General features: G+C 32.9%; 13 protein-coding genes and 2 pseudogenes. All 15 read right to left on the bottom strand.

Annotated features, from left to right (window positions below; translation table 11 throughout):
• Positions 1 to 10: 10 nt before the first annotated feature.
• Positions 11 to 682, bottom strand: a complete 672-nt coding sequence (locus tag AAHB12_RS07580; RefSeq protein WP_342044837.1) for an acyltransferase — start codon at positions 680 to 682, stop codon at positions 11 to 13.
• 97 nt (positions 683 to 779) lie between these two features.
• On the bottom strand, positions 780 to 2234 hold the full coding sequence (locus AAHB12_RS07575; protein WP_342044836.1) for a flippase: 1455 nt from the start codon (positions 2232 to 2234) through the stop codon (positions 780 to 782).
• A gap of 11 nt (positions 2235 to 2245) precedes the next feature.
• Positions 2246 to 3031, bottom strand: a complete 786-nt coding sequence (locus AAHB12_RS07570; RefSeq protein ID WP_342044835.1) for a hypothetical protein — start codon at positions 3029 to 3031, stop codon at positions 2246 to 2248.
• Positions 3022 to 3984 (bottom strand): alpha-1,2-fucosyltransferase, encoded by a 963-nt coding sequence (locus tag AAHB12_RS07565; protein ID WP_342044834.1) that lies wholly within the window; start codon positions 3982 to 3984, stop codon positions 3022 to 3024. Before AAHB12_RS07565 ends, AAHB12_RS07570 begins: the two co-directional genes overlap by 10 nt.
• Before the next feature lie 258 nt (positions 3985 to 4242).
• Positions 4243 to 5481 (bottom strand): hypothetical protein, encoded by a 1239-nt coding sequence (locus AAHB12_RS07560; RefSeq protein ID WP_342044833.1) that lies wholly within the window; start codon positions 5479 to 5481, stop codon positions 4243 to 4245.
• A 3-nt stretch (positions 5482 to 5484) separates the two neighbouring features.
• Entirely contained in the window at positions 5485 to 6315 is an 831-nt protein-coding gene (locus AAHB12_RS07555; RefSeq protein ID WP_342044832.1) for a glycosyltransferase family 2 protein, read from the bottom strand.
• 179 nt (positions 6316 to 6494) lie between these two features.
• A complete protein-coding gene (locus AAHB12_RS07550) occupies positions 6495 to 7610 on the bottom strand; it encodes a glycosyltransferase (protein ID WP_342044831.1) in 1116 nt (371 codons plus the stop codon).
• A 68-nt stretch (positions 7611 to 7678) separates the two neighbouring features.
• A pseudogene (locus AAHB12_RS31680) lies at positions 7679 to 7855 on the bottom strand (DapH/DapD/GlmU-related protein); the annotation flags it as partial.
• A 732-nt stretch (positions 7856 to 8587) separates the two neighbouring features.
• Complete coding sequence (locus AAHB12_RS07540; RefSeq protein WP_342044829.1) at positions 8588 to 9403, bottom strand: WecB/TagA/CpsF family glycosyltransferase; 816 nt, start codon at positions 9401 to 9403, stop codon at positions 8588 to 8590.
• 616 nt (positions 9404 to 10019) lie between these two features.
• The gene (gene gmd / locus AAHB12_RS07535) at positions 10020 to 11099 is read right to left on the bottom strand and encodes a GDP-mannose 4,6-dehydratase (RefSeq protein ID WP_342044828.1); all 1080 of its coding nucleotides are present in this window, start codon (positions 11097 to 11099) and stop codon (positions 10020 to 10022) included.
• Positions 11100 to 11125: 26 nt separating this feature from the next.
• Positions 11126 to 12070 carry a GDP-L-fucose synthase gene (gene fcl, locus AAHB12_RS07530; RefSeq protein WP_342044827.1) on the bottom strand — a complete coding sequence of 315 codons (945 nt, stop codon included), beginning with the start codon at positions 12068 to 12070 and terminating at the stop codon, positions 11126 to 11128.
• Positions 12071 to 12089: 19 nt separating this feature from the next.
• On the bottom strand, positions 12090 to 12779 hold the full coding sequence (locus AAHB12_RS07525) for a sugar transferase (RefSeq protein WP_342044826.1): 690 nt from the start codon (positions 12777 to 12779) through the stop codon (positions 12090 to 12092).
• Between the two features lie 14 nt (positions 12780 to 12793).
• Positions 12794 to 13673: pseudogene (locus tag AAHB12_RS07520) on the bottom strand (UTP--glucose-1-phosphate uridylyltransferase).
• 733 nt (positions 13674 to 14406) lie between these two features.
• Positions 14407 to 15063 (bottom strand): YveK family protein, encoded by a 657-nt coding sequence (locus tag AAHB12_RS07515; RefSeq protein ID WP_342044825.1) that lies wholly within the window; start codon positions 15061 to 15063, stop codon positions 14407 to 14409.
• 704 nt (positions 15064 to 15767) lie between these two features.
• Positions 15768 to 15914, bottom strand: a complete 147-nt coding sequence (locus tag AAHB12_RS07510) for a hypothetical protein (RefSeq protein WP_342044824.1) — start codon at positions 15912 to 15914, stop codon at positions 15768 to 15770.
• Positions 15915 to 16757 lie beyond the last annotated feature (843 nt).

Genomic DNA, 16757 nt, shown 5'->3' with positions numbered 1-16757 from the left:
ACAGTGAACTTTAAATTTCCCAATTAATATTTCTCTTAAGAACTTTTGCTGGATTCCCCCCAATTATGCAATTATTGTCGCTAAATTTATTATATATATTAGATCCGTATGAAACTACAGAATTATCAGGTATTACAGTCCCTTTGAAGATAGTTGCTTCAGCACAGAACCAAACGTTATTACCAATATTTATCTCTTCTGAGTGATTTATTTTTGACCCATAATTATCCAATATATTATGCCCATCTCCATCAATAAAAGTGCAGTTCCACCCTATGAGAACATTTTTCCCAAATGATATTCCTTTTTCACAACTAATCTTTAGGTTGGCATTACTAATAAAATTTTCGCCAAAAATTATTCTTCCTTTTGAAACGTTTATAATACTACCATTTGAAATGCTGATGCTTCCTTTTAATACTATAGCTCCTTCTTTGCCTATATTTAAATAACTACTAGATTTTTTAGACATATTAAAAGACCCATTTCCGAACCCAAATTTCATAAATCCAAATTTAGGATTTCCCTCAATAACTATACATCCACGATGTAAATTTTTAAGATAAACACGATAGGAAATTAGTACGGGTAATCGTATTGCTGTACAAAAAGGAAAACAAATAAAATTAAAATAGAGCGTTTTAGGGAAAGATATTAGTATGTGCAGTAATAGTTTTAACATTCTTTATCTCCTTATAATAATCCTTACTAGGTTCTAAATAGGCTTATTAACTATCATAGCCTACACTATTACTATTAACTTAACAGTAATTATTAACTTAATTTTTTTGATACTTTGCCTTTCTAATTATATTTACTACAAATTCCTCTTTTGTTAAGAGTAAAATAGTAAAATATATAGTTGCCCCTAATACAATTAAGACAAATATATTTATAAATGTATTTGGTAAACTATTCCCAAATAAAACCAAAAAAGCTCCCATTAGTAAACTTGCTAAAATATATTTTCTAGAATATTTGACAATATCTTTTATTGATATCCACTCTCGGCTAAAACAAATAAAAAGTACCAAAATAAATGTTTCTGTAATAACAGCACTTGTAGCTGCTCCAATTGAAGCTAATGTTGGTATCAAATATATATTTAAAACAACATTAATTAATGCTCCACAAATTATACTAATGTTGTACATTTTTATCTTTCCATTTGCCATAAGACACTGTTTTCCAATAGTGTTATTTAAACCCATTGAAATAATTAGAAAGCTTAATAGTTGTAATAATACTATGCTTTTATCGTACCCACTCCCCAAGAACCAAGGAATAATTTTATTTGATAGTAATATTAAACCCATAGTAATTGGTATAGAAATAAAAAGTAAAAATTGAATTGAATTTTTTAATATGCTTTTCATTGCATTCGTATCTTGATTAATATAAAGAAATGTCATTCTAGGCAAAGTTACTGTACTTACTGATGTAACAATTGTGATAGCAATTTGAACGATCTTTAGAGATTGATCATAATATCCATTTTCTAATGAGGAGTTAGTTATTCCCCCCAACATGATTTTATCTAGAACCGTATAAACCGATGTAGCTACCGAAGGTATAAAAAATATCATACTTGATTTTAAATGTGGTATGATTTTAAAATCGCTTAGTTTTGTTTTTATTAGGTAATTTCTTGCTGAATTTATAATGGACAAGTTCCCTAGTAAGGTAGAGCCTTGAATAATTAATGCGTAAATAATTAAATCATCTTTATTATTAACAAAAGTAAAAATTAAAATTACACTAGCTATCTTAATAACAAAATTCCTAATCATAATTGTCTTAAACTTTTCCAGTCCTTGTAGGAACCAAGTGATATCAAACAAACCAGCAAATATGGTGAGTGATAAAGCAATCATTAATTCTTCGTTGATACTAATCAGCAAAGCATATCCGAGATAAACACCAAACATTAAAGCCATAGTAATACTTCTTGCAATAAGAATTTCCCAAAATATTTTACTTCGGAGTTGGTCATCGTTTCTAACTGAAGCAATTTTCATTTGACCATATGTTGCTATACCTAAATTTCCAAACATCAAAAAATAAGTTGTGATAGATATCCCATAGCTATATTCACCTACTCCATCAGCCTGCAAAACCCTCGCCACGTAAGGCGTAGTTATTAAAGGGACAATTAATGCAAGAACTTGATATAAAAGATTATAAATATAATTAAGTACCATGCTCTCTTGACGTATTAATTGTTTTTTATCCATATTTTTACTATTTATCCCTCTTTTAATCGATGAATTTTTTGTCTTATCTTTCTAGGAATATCTAATATATATATAATCGATTCATAATTAAATACCCCAAGTTTACAAAGAATATCATAGAAATAAAATATTTTACGCTTATTATATGTTTTTCCGCTACTTCCACTTTGGCCACTGATTCGAGGATAAACTTTAAAACTACTATATTTAATTTTATTTTTCTTTAATTCTTTATAATAAATATGTTCTAAAGCAAACCAATTAGAATCATCTACATGATAGTACTCGTTTAATAAAATGTTTTTATATAACTCCTTATTTATCAGGTAAAATCTGGTGTCAATCATATTAGTATAGGGATAATTGAGGTAAAAGCATCCAGTTAAATAGTTATCTTCTTTTACCGTCTGTTCAATTTCAGAAATATTCTCCACAATTAGTCTTCCTGTGATTTTATAAAAGTAATTTGAGTCTGCTAAAAGTGAACTATTTTCTAATGCATATTCAATCATTTCTCCTTCTCCATATCCTTTACCTTTTTGTACTACTTGCGCAACATTACCTTGAAAAGATAAAATTTCTAGTCGCTTCTCATACTTAGTTGCTAATTCAACGTATTTTTGAAATACTGTAGTATCAAAATTGCTATTGTCTACAAAGACAATCTTGGAAAAGTTGGTAGACTTAATAGCCCATTCAACTGTAGTACAATATTGCTGAAATCTTTCAGAAGAGCTTTTAATCGATAAGTAGGGAACATCTTTATTTGGATTAATGCAACTCGTGATTAATAACAATTTTTCACCAACTCTCCGTTAAAAGGATTAATACGAATCCAATCAGCTGGTAAAGAGAATTCATAACATCCAATTTCATCTTTTAGAGAAAATGCGGGCGCTATTACAACCTTTTTTTCATTGTTGTTTAAAAATGCACTCCAAAAAGAAAAAGTACTATTTGCTATAATATTACATTTACACATACTCATTAGTTGCATATCCAAAACACCATCAGCCTTGGAGTGAGTTACTATTGTTTTATTATCAATATCAGAAAAATGCTCTCTAACAAACTCAACATCATCTGAGAAAAAGAAGAAATGGGGATTATCATATAGTTTATTTATAGCATCGAAAGCGGCTTTATAATAAGTTTTTCCACAAATATCAAATTTAGAGTTAGCGAAATCTCCTCTTCTAACATGAACACTAACAGATTCTAAATCATTTATATGTTTGCCTAGTATCTGATCATCCCCCAATAATTTTCTTTTAAATTTAAATGACCTTTTTACTAGACTTTCGTAATCTTTGAAATAATTAATATTTTGCCATAGTCCATCAAGATAATAATGACGCTCTTTATTTAAATGAAATACAACATCATTGTAAACATTATGTCCATAGCCACTGATTCTACACTGTTTTACTTTCTTTCTAAAAAGGCCATTAATTTGACGAATATAATTTTGCTTATGAGCAATAAAATAACGCAACTTATATGGTAGCATCTGGTAACTATTCCCTGGGACGAATCCACAAGAAACTTTTTTTATTTCATCTTTATCTGCAACTTTAAGACTTATTTCAAATTCATTGCATAACTCAAATCCATTATGCTCTTTTAGTAAATTATAGTGAAAAATATCAGCTTTGAAATCTTGTTCCGGATATACCTCCTGTAAAACTGATTGCAATGCATACTGATACATTTGATTCCCTAACCCACCACAATATTTTATTATAATCATAATTTACCCTCTCTATTAATAACAATTTACCAAATATCTCTTCCATTAATTTTTTATTTTTATATACATCATCGCTTTTGGTCAATAAACAAAAAACAATATGAATTCTTATAAGTAACAATTTTACATAACCAAAAATTAAAGGAAGTTCATAATGTTTCACATGTTAAAATTAATATTTCGATATAAAGATAACTATGCGTTAAATTTAACACCTTTATTTAATAAATAACATCATCAAACCACTTACTTATTTTATTAATATACCTCAATAGTTCCTTTATTTGTTTGTGGCCTTTTAATACGCATATCACCAGTACTTTTTCTGGAAATTGCATACATAATATACAATGGGAAAATTAATCCTGGCTGTGATAACCCATTAAAAATCAAAACAAAGACAAATACGATAAATTCAAATGGATTTTTATTATTATTTAAAAATGATATCGCTACATAACCATATATTAATAATGTTGTATGGATTCCGATGGTAGCCATTGCTATGGTTATCCCTGAAACAGAACTTGTATCGATAATATTAACCTCTACAAATGATTTCCAAACTCTTGAATATTCAGTATATCCTAATCCAAATGGATGAAGTAATGCAATTTTAGTATCTGCCTTCATTGATTCAATTCTTGCAAGCCCTGTTGAAGCACCAAAATTTATCTGCCCATCCTCTGAAATCTTAGAAATGATAGTATGAAATATTGAACTAGATTCTGAAGCAAAATTAATATAAAAAATAAAAGCTATAGATGAAATTATGCTTATAATTTTTAATCTTTTTGATGCAGTATCTTTTTTTCTATTTGTTAAAACATAGAACAATATTATTACGGCCATATTAATGTAACCTGTAGTTGAAAATGTAGAAATAATAGTTACAACCAGTACTACTATTACCTTAGATCTAATATTAATCATTGACATTGGTGGTCTAAAGAACATAATCATTAGGGCGAAATTCAAGATTGTTTGATATACACCAGGTTCATTAAAAATCCCTATGTTTCTACCAGAATGATAGTTTTCGGCATAAGCATAGAAAATGTTAAAATGATACGCAGGGTACTCTTGAGATGAAAAGAAAAGAAAACCTGGTAATTTTACACCAAGTATTCCAGTAAATAAGAAGCCTATCAAACTAAAAATAGATAGACACAATATCAACTTAATAACCCGTTCATATGCTCTTTCCTTATCCCACTTATATGCCACATAAGCCAAGAGAAAACGAAGAAGATAATTAAACACCGTTTGAATGGATAATGAACCGTTCGTATATATACTTGTGAATAATAGCAACATCGAAACCAACGCAAATAAATAAAAAAAACGCCTATCAATACGAACTTTTCCCAATAAAATTACTAAAAAGCAAAACACTAATAAAGTAATTATTATTATATCCTTATGAACCGCATAGATAAGACCACCACTAACAAGTATAACAGAATACAACACCAAATAATGGAATATCCTATTCATCTATTATATCCTTTCTTTACTGAAAATAATCCTTATATATGGTGTCACGGCTCCTCTAATTGCAATACTCAATCCAAAATGTTTATAAAGATAATGAAACCACGGTTTTAGCGGTGCACCTTTGGGACTTTCTTTTAATTTTAATCTTGTTACCTTAGATAAACTCATATCCAACCATGTATTATTAGTACTATTTTTCTCACAAATTCCAATGTATTCGTTGGTAGAAGAAATTTCATATCCAGCCTTTGATAACATCATCCCGTAGTCAAAGTCACCCAATGAATGTATATATACTTTATCATATATACCAACATCATATAAAACATTAAAATCCATTAGGACGCAATTAGCATTGAATGTATTAGCCTGTATATGTGATTCACTGATTTCTAAGGTTTTATATTTAATACTTTTACGGTACTTTATAGCCCCATAAGTAAGGGCTCTGTTTTTATCACATGTAGTTCCAACAATAACCCGATTCTTATTTTTCACCAAATCTCTATACATTTTTTCTATACAGTTATCAAAAAATTGTACATCATCATTTACAAGCAACAACCCATCGTAATCCTTATTTAAGTTGTCTAGGATATACTGCATACCTATCCTCATTCCACCCGAATAATAACAGTCTCCTTCCGTTCGTATAACCCTAACATCATGTACTTTTGAAAAATCCTTTAACATCTTGTCTGTTCCGTCGTTGCTGTTATCATCTACAACAACAAAAGTAAAATTGATATTTTTATTTCCATTTACTAAATCTTTTATACACTGTTCAGTTTTATCCTTTCGATTAAAACAAGACATAAGCGCAACAATATTCACAAACTGCCCCCCCTTTTCTGAAACTTTATCACCTAACTTCGTACAATTATTATTCATATTTACCACTCACTTCAATTTTTATTGAATATAATTATACCTTTGAAAAATCCGTATACTTTATTAAATAATTCATATCTGCTGTTCACTTCAGAGGACCTAACCTACAAATAATGGTATAATTATCTAGTTTCTTTTACTAACTCTTTTATTACATTAGCCGTAGTTTTCCAAGTAAAATTATCTAGAATTCTCCTATGTGCTTCTTTCACCATCTTATTGTCCTGCTTTAGGGTCGCATTAACAACATCAATGTTAGACTTACATATTACTCCGCTAACACTATTTTCTATAATAAAATTTGGACCAGGGGCCTCCCATGCTACAACTTTACATTCATAATACATAGCCTCTAGTATTGCCATTCCGAATATTTCCTGCTGATTCAAGTTAATAAATGCTTTTGAAATTCTATACAATTCCCAAATATCAACATTCGGGATTTTATCTATCATTTTAACAAACGCACTTAAATTTTTTTCTTGGACTTTATTCTCGATTTCTTCATGAAGAACTCCAGTTCCAACGATAAGGAGTTTATAAGCGGGATTCTTCTTGTGTATTTGTTCAAATATCTCAATAAGCTTAAGCGGCTGCTTCTCTGGGACAAGACGGCCTATAAATAGCAATACTTTGTCAGAGGCTTCAAAGCCCCATTTTGTTTTTAACTCTATAACTGGCGCTTCAACGTATTCAGTATGCAATATACTTAAATCTAGGCCAACCGGAGCAACTTTACAATTTATAACTCCATGTTCTTTTAACTCCATCCCAACCTGCGGAGTCTTTACCATACATGTACATTTCTTATAAACTGAAACATTCCGCTTGAACATTATATCGATAAGAACTTTCTTGAGGTTGTTATCACTGTGGCTCTCAATGACACCAATATAGGGAATCAATCTGACACCATTCTTCTTGCACCACTTGTATACCTTAGGAACCATAAGCTGTGTGTCAGAGAAGTAGACTAATGCATCAATACTTGTATCAAGTTTATTTAAATCCATAAATCCATTAATACCTAAGTAATTGGCCGGTATCAAATTTAAAGTTGTGTGATTACAACCGACCACCTTTTCGGATAGGAACTCCTCAGTTTTAGGAATCAACTTATAGACGATAACCTCATCAAATAATTTATCCAATTCTTTTGCTAATCCTATCTCCTGGGCATTGTAAAAACCCTTTTCTCCAAAGTTTCCAATACTCGTAATAAGTAATCCTAATTTCATACCCTCACCACTCACCTATAAAACTACCCTCGATAGTAATTTTTATTGTAAATCTCTTCATGCTTTTCAATTTGATCTTGAGTAAACCGTTTTGAGATAACTTTAGCAGGGTTTCCTCCGACAATTGAATATGGTTCCACGTCTCTCAAAACTACACTACCTGCAGCAACAATAGCTCCCCTTCCCACGCGAACCCCACTGACAATAATCGCTCCATATCCAATCCAAACATCCTTTTCAATCACAATTTTTAGATTTTCACCTTTAAAGTTATAGTCTTTATCGCCTATCCAAGGACTGTCCTTGATGCTTTTCCCGATATAGCTATAATCATGATCATATTTACCAATAAGCCCCACATTATTCCCGAACAAAACATCATCAGCAATTTCGATATCTGTTTCAAATGAACAATATTTTCCTATGTAAACGTTACTTCCTATCATCATCTTATTTGGGGCATAGAACACCGTCCCACGACCAAATGTAGAGTTCTCACCTATTGAAATATTTTTATGCTTTGCTAAAAGTAACTTACATCTTAATAACTTTAGTTTCCTTACGATTCCCATTATATTCCATTCCTTTTCCAAACAAAAATACTATTTTGGTAAATATCTAGGGAGCATGAGATAATTGAATTCTCCTAATCACTTAGCTTTGAACAAGAATTTTATATTTATCCTGTAATCTTTCTTTATTACAAACAACCTAATTAAAACATCTTTGTCCTTCTCCACAAAACGCCATAAAACAAATGTAATTATGAGTTCTCATAATTACAAGGTTTCTATATAATTTATTAAGAATTAATATGATGGAAAACGTATTAATCTCACTACCGATAATTCCCATTAGAAACTGCATACCACAGTCCATTTCTCATGTAATCATTACAAGTATTACCACTCCAATGAAACAGCACTCTTGGAAAAATAACATGAGGCCTTTTAATTTTATTATCACTTCTACAGTAATCATTTACCTCTTATCATTGCGAACCAAATGAATTTTGTATTGGTATGCAGATATCGCTTAAACAGTCTCTTCGGCTCTTGAATCAACCGATAAACCCACTCTAAATTACTTTTCTGCATCCACTGGGGTGCTCTATCTAAATTACCAGCAAAGTAATCAAATCCTGCACCAACCCCTAGCATTAAACCATCCACTATTCCTTGGTGTTCTGCCATCCACCTTTCCTGTTTGGGCGCACCAAGTCCCACCCATACAAAATCTGGTTTTGCTCCATTTATTCGTTTTATAATCCCCTTATCCTCATCTGAAGTCAACGGGCGAAACGGGGGACTATACATTCCAGCAATTTCAATCCCAGGATATAAAAAAGTCAATTGTTTATAAAGTTTCCCTAGTGTTTCTTCAGTGGATCCGTAAAAAAAATGACGGTAACCATTTTCAACAGAAACTTTAAATAATTCACTCATTAAACTAGGCCCAGTGATTCTCCCCATATTTTTATGTCCACGTTTTCGCCCCACTGTACTAAGTGGTCCGCCATCCGGAATAGCCATTAGTCCACCATTTTGAATGTCACAATATGACTTATCTTCATAAGAAGTTACAGTTGTGTGAACATTTGAAACACAGATATAATCACCTGCTAGCCGGTTGCCGATTTCACTTTTTACATTTGCTGAAAGATAATCCAGTAACCACTCCATACTTATTGCAGCTATTTCCACACCGAGGATATTACAAGTGGGAATTTTAGATTTGTCTACCTTTCGATAAAATGCCGTGCTTTTATTAAAGCCTGAAATACTTGTATTCATTTTTCCCCCCATAACTTTTTATCCCTTAGCACATACCTAATTCAATCTTTTAAGCAGAAAATAACTCAATTAACTCATTTAAAAACCTTATAAATAAAAAAAGAAAGTAAACCCCGTATTTTCCTTGATGCAAATATACATAACAACATATTGAATAATACATAAATCTAACTTGTTCTTCCTAATATATATTTTTTGATTATACATTTGTCAGTTACAAACTTTTCTTAGGAAAGAATATGGTTAATGTTGATTTGGAGTACTCGATGTTCCCGTAAAATCCCAAACCAATTTAACAAATCATACCTGATATAAATACCATTATGACGTTTTTTAAGAGATCATAATGGTATTTATTATTTATAATCTGAGACAATTCAGGTATCTATATAAGCTGAACTAAATATTTTCCCATAACCCCATTGTAGCCAAATGTCGTACAGAATACGTTGCCCTGCAAAGGCAATTTGAATAATGACTTAGTAACTGAATTAAGAAAGTGCAAGAATTAAATTCAACTTATATATTATTTAAAATATAGATTTTGTATGCATATAGATAATTCAGAACCAAAGGGGGAAAACTAGAAAATAAATATTACACTATTTATTAAAAATTAATCAAACATCTTCTTAACTCTATCTTCCTTCTCAACCTTCTTCATATCAGCTGTAACCATAATACGAACAAGCTCTTCAAAGGAGGTTTTCGTTGGGTTCCAACCTAATAACGTTTTAGACTTTGTAGGATCTCCCAACAACTGATCTACCTCTGCCGGACGGAAGAATTTCGGATCAACCTCAACAATAACCTCACCAGTTGCCTTATTAATACCCTTCTCATCTACACCATTGCCATTCCATTCAATTTCAATACCTACATGCTTGAAGGAAAGCTCTACGAATTCACGTACAGTATGCATTTCACCAGTTGCGATAACGAAGTCTTCTGGTTTGTCATGTTGAAGAATTAACCACATGCACTCAACATAGTCTTTTGCATAGCCCCAGTCACGAAGAGAATCAAGATTACCAAGCGTTAATTTCTTTTGCTTGCCTTGTGCAATACGTGCAGTTGCGAGTGTAATTTTACGCGTTACAAATGTTTCACCACGGCGCTCAGATTCATGGTTGAATAGAATACCATTTACTGCGAACATGTTGTAGGATTCACGGTAATTCTTTGTAATCCAGAAACCATAGATTTTTGCTACGCCGTATGGAGAACGTGGGTAGAATGGCGTTGTTTCCTTTTGAGGAACCTCCTGCACCTTACCATATAGTTCGGATGTAGAAGCTTGGTATACACGAGCTTTTTCTGTTAACCCTAAAATACGTACAGCTTCAAGAATATTTAATGTACCTTTTGCATCAACATCTAAAGTGTAACCAGGCATGTCAAAGGAAACACGTACGTGCGATTGTGCTGCTAGGTTATATATTTCATCCGGTTGAATCTCACCGATTATACGAGTAACATTTAATGCATCCGTAACATCACCATAGTGTAAGTGGAAGTTTTGATTGTTTAATAATGCATCTGCTTCTTCTGCAGACATAATATCTTCTAAGCGCTCTTGATTGTAGGAAGAGCTGCGGCGGATCATACCGTGTACTTCATACCCTTTTTCTAATAGAAGCTCTGCTAAATAAGATCCGTCTTGTCCTGTTACGCCAGTAATAAGTGCTTTTTTCATTGTAGCCTCCGATAATTTCAGTTATATTAGTTTGTTACTGCCTCTTTTTGATTTTCTAAGAACCATTGATATGCTTTTTGCAAGCCCTCATCTAAAGAAACGGATGCTTTCCATCCAAGGGAATTAATCTTTGTAACATCAACTAGTTTGCGTGGTGTTCCATCTGGCTTTGTTGTATCGAATTTGATTTCTCCTTCATAGCCAACTGTTGCCTTAACCTTAGCTGCTAATTCTCCAATTGCAATATCCTCACCAACACCAATATTTACAATTTCATTGCCTTCATATGTATTCATCAAGAACACACAAGCATCAGCTAGATCATCAGAGTATAAGAATTCACGCTTAGGTGTACCTGTTCCCCATACTTCTACATATGGCGCATTATTCAGCTTCGCCTCATGGAACTTACGAATTAATGCCGGAAGCACATGGGAAGTATGCAAGTCAAAGTTATCATTTTCCCCATATAGGTTTGTTGGCATTGCAGAGATATATGTTGTGCCATATTGGCGGTTATAAGATTCACACATTTTGATACCAGCAATTTTTGCAATTGCGTACGGTTCATTCGTTGGCTCCAATTCGCCAGTCAGTAAATACTCTTCTTTTAATGGCTGCGGTGCAAGCTTTGGATAAATACATGTGCTTCCTAAGAATAAAAGCTTTTTCACGCCATAGCGATATGAACAATCAATCACATTTGTTTGAATCATTAAGTTATCACGGATAAAATCAGCTGGGTATTCGTTGTTCGCAACGATTCCTCCTACTTTTGCCGCTGCTAGAAACACATACTCAATGCCTTCCGCTTGGAAGAACTCATCTACTTGCTTCGGATCACGCAAGTCTAATTCCTTACTTGTCTTATAAACTAAGTTTGCATATCCTTTTTCTTGTAGTTTTCGTAAAATTGCAGAGCCAACCAAGCCTCGGTGACCTGCTACATAAATTTTGGAATCCTGATTCATCTTTTTCACACCCTCATTTTTAGTAAGCATCACTAGAGCCAAATAATACTTTTACTGTTTTACATATAATCTTCATATCAAGCAATACAGTTCTTTTTTGTATATATTGCACATCTAGTTCTACCATTTGCTGAAAGCTTAAGCCGTTACGACCGCTCACCTGCCATAATCCTGTACAGCCCGGTGTCACAAACAGACGTTGCATATCATATTCTGTGTATTCCTGTACCTCACGAGGTAGAGGTGGACGCGGTCCTACTAGGCTCATATCGCCCTTTAAAACGTTTAATAATTGAGGCAACTCATCAATACTTGTTTTTCGAATAAACTTCCCAATCCTCGTAATACGTGGATCATCCTTCATCTTAAACATGGCCCCCTGGATTTCATTATGCTTCAGCAGCTCCTCCAGGCGTTTCTCTGCATCTGTAACCATCGATCGGAACTTATACATATAAAATTCCTTACCATCCTTGCCAATCCGAATTTGCTTAAAGAATACAGGCCCTTTCGGATCTTCTAATTTAATACATAACGTAACAATCAAAAATACAGGCGATAATACTAAAAGCCCGCATATTACCCCTACTATGTCAATAAGGCGTTTTGCTAGTAAGTACAACCCACGATTATTTACGTCTGCTTGTGCAATCATAGAGGATTCTTTTGTAACTGTACCTCCTGTTGATGATACCTTTACTAAATCCACTCTCATCCCTCGCTTTACACTAATGAATTTTCTTCTAATACAGCACGCATGAACTCCTTCAATTGCCCCTGTAAATCCTCATGCTGTAATGCAAATTCAATTGTAGTCGTAATGAACCCTAACTTCTCACCTACATCAAATCGTTACCCCAAAAGTCATATACAAATACGCGCTGAATCCCATTCAAGCGTTAAATCGCGTCTGTTAATCGGATCTCCCCACCAGCTCCTACCTGCTGTTCCTCTAAGAACATAAAAATTTCTGATGTTAAGATATAACGTCCCATAATCACTAAATTGGAAGACGCTATTCCGTGGGGTGGCTCTCCCACAAATTTATTTACTTGATAATGAAGACCCGTTTGTCCTAATAGATCAACACTTCAATAGTGGTGAGTCTCATTATCGGAAACAGTTTGTACACCAATAACAGATACCTTTGTTTCTTCATACTGATCAATCAATTGTCGTAATCCTGGTGTTTCAGCCTGCACAATATCATCACCGGGAAGTACTGCAAACGGCTCATTTCCAATAAATTTCTTTACACATCAAACCGCATGCCCAAATCCTTTAGGGTCCTTTTTGACGAATATTAATGAAGATTTACTTTTGGTGATTCTCGTACCTTTTCTAGAAGCTCATATTTCTCTTTTTCTAATAGGTTCTGCTCAGGCTCAGATGCTTGGTCGAAGTGATCTTCAATCGCACGCTTGTCTCTTCCTGTTACAATAATAATGCCTTCAATACCAGGCTCGATTGCTTCTTCTACTATGTATTGAATCGTTGGCTTGTTAATGATTGGAAGCATTTTCTTTGGCATCGCCCTTGTTGCTGGCAGAAACCGTGTTCCAGGTCCTGCAGCTGGAATAATAGCTTTTCTTACCTTTTTCAAAATCCTTCCCCTTTTTAACTTTACAGTAACCCCCTTGTAATCTTGCCATAACCTTCTCGTAACTTTATTGAGGTAGAATAATTAAAAAGCTTAGATATACGGCTAATGAATATTCAACTTCATATCTAGGCTTTCTATTAGAATATAAATAAAAAGGGGCATCTAACCCACCCTCACATCATACTTTTGACGACTAGCGTCTAAGGTTAGCTTCCCCTAACCCACAGCATGATCGAGTGTTTCCATTGATATCGGTAAGGAGACATCACCGTTATAATACTTGAAAATACTAGAAACATCTTTTTCTGTACATACGCTGATTCTATATCTAAAAACACGTTATGCATATATACAGTTTTTAGGAATGTATAATAACAAAATTCAAAATCTCATGTATTTAAGCTATATTTATGTAAGATGCAAATAAAAAAACTAATATAGATTTTTTTATTTATCTTGTGAACAATAACACATTTTTCATCATCATATGTACTCATTTTGTATTGAGGAGTGATGAGGAGCTGAGACGATAGCATGAGTCCCTTGCTGAACGACTGCTTTTCACATGAGCAAGCTTTCTTTCACCTTTCTAAACAATTATTTGATTCCGATAAAAGGTGAAAATATAAGTCAATTATCGCAGCTCTCTCTATTCTTATTTCTCCTAACTTAGCTATTCAATACATAACATAAGTATATTTAATTTTCTTTTACATCTAACAAATTCTTTTTCTTACATAGCTCTGTTTATATCTTTTTCCCTTTTAGTAGCATTACCTAAATTCAAATCATTTTTTAAATGCTCCAACAAGAATGCCAATACAAGAGATGTTATTAGGCCGCCTACAAATGCAATTGCTATGTTTTTCATTGGACTCGGGCTAACAGGAGATTGACCTTTTACAACTTCCGCTTGTGCTAGAATCGTTACATTGTCAAGGCTTGTAATCTTTGGGATTTCTTCTTTAAATACTGTTACTACCGTATTTGCAATATCACGAGCTTTTTCTGGACTTGCGTCCTTCACAGTAATAGACATTACTTGTGACTTTTCCCTACTTATTATAGTAATTTGCTCACCCAATGCCTCAGCAGATGTATCAAGACCTAGTTGTTCCTTTACTTTTCCCAAAATCGCTGGACTCTTGATGATATCGCTATAGGTCTCTATCAATTGAAGATCCATTTGTACTGCTTGTACCCCTTGCTCTGCTCTTTTTTGATTAAGAAGAATTTGTGTAGAAGATTGATAAATAGGAGTAATAAAGTAAAAACTGATAATACCACTCACTAATGCAGCTGCAAAGGTGATACTAATAATCATCACTAAACGTTTTCGTAAAACAAGAAATATTTCGCCAAGACCAATTGTTACTTCCCTTTCTTCCATAACTTCCTCCGAATACATGAATTTAAGTGCCACAAACCAATACATCCCTAGAAAAAAATTATACCTAAAAAATAATATTTGTTTTTTCTTGCATTGGGTTCTGACATTTTATCTAAAAATATAAATAAGCAACTTACCTCATAATAATACAGAGAATTCTTACAGTTTACAATACAAATTTTGTAATTTTTTCATGATTTCGAAGAGTTAAAATATGTAAATTTAATGTAAGCGCAATCTAAGATAACGTTATATTGAAAACGTTTCCAAATTTAAACGTGTGAATTCTATCTAAAATACTAAGAATCTCAAACATAGATATCATATCCTATAAAAAATGAAACCATTACATCTATAACAGAATGAGAAATATCTACAGCGGTTTACAAACATATCGTCCTACACAGTAAAAGGGAACATGACCGGAAAGAACTAACAAAGAAGGTATCCGCTTACATACAAAATGGGGCAGGAACCCTAAACATTCCTACCCCATTCTATAGTTCATTTATCCCAACTCTAACCACAGACACACCCTCCAAAATCAAAAAATTATCTTTATTTACCTGTATTATTTCAATACCATGTTGAAATTCCTTTTAGCTTACCACTAGGGAGGATAGATATAGTTGAATTAATATCTATCAACTATTTTTAGAACACAGCTCCTTTAAATTCCCTTGCACTTTGCCTCTCTAGGCCTATTACACAGAAGCTTTACCCATTTTCAACCTTTTCACCTTCTGGCCTTTTACTTTGTAATAATACCCTCCTGTCTCTAGACATTTAAAAATAGAAATCCCAAATAACCCTAGCGGTGTCCACACCTTCTTTAAATGTAATGCTGGCACATTAATCTCCTCCCTCAATATAATTTATTTCTCTTCAGCGTTTAGTTAGTTTCACAGAAACAGAACCCTCCCTCAAAAACTAAGACGGGGGATAATAATAACTGGTAATAAATCGGGCATCCAAAGATATACAACGTTTGTTTCGTCTGGAAAGGTTCCCAATCTATCAAATAACAAAACAACTTCAGAGAATTAAAATCATTATAAACTCAACCAATTTTGGAAATCAAGTGTAACAATGTAAAAATTTAACTAATAACAATTATCTATAATATATGAATTTTTTCTAATCTTCCAACATCTAATCCCTCACATTCCTTATAGGATCTTGTTTTAGGAATAGGACAAGCTGCCCTAAAGGTGGGGGGATAGAAGTACCCTTCTCCCATAAATCTTTTATTTTATCGCAGAACATGAAATGTTTAATGCTGTACATTTCGTTAGATAATTTCAGGGCATTAACATCTCTATCCTACTCTCCTCCTAGACTGCCCTAGTTTCATGGTGAATTTCCCCATTAAAAATAACCATTCCTTCTAAGGGAAACCCCTTAGAGAGAATGGCTAGTAAATAAAAATATATGTATTTATGATTGAGCCTTAGCCCACCTTATTAAAAAATTATCCCTAAGAAACAGCCCTATACTAGGACTTGCTTAATACATGGGTAAATGCTTAAAAGTTTGAAATACAAGCTTTATCCAACCAATGACTGAAATCCATAAAATTAAAGATAGTAGACTCCCCCAAAAAAGACCCTTTAAAAAGTTTCCCTCTGCGTATGTATTCATACTATCCTCATCCTTTCGGCAATAAATTTCCATCAACATTTATTGGGATTAAT

Source organism: Bacillus sp. OTU530 (assembly GCF_038440375.1).
Note: the sequence above shows the minus strand (reverse complement) of the source record. Positions and strands in the feature narration are given on the sequence as shown.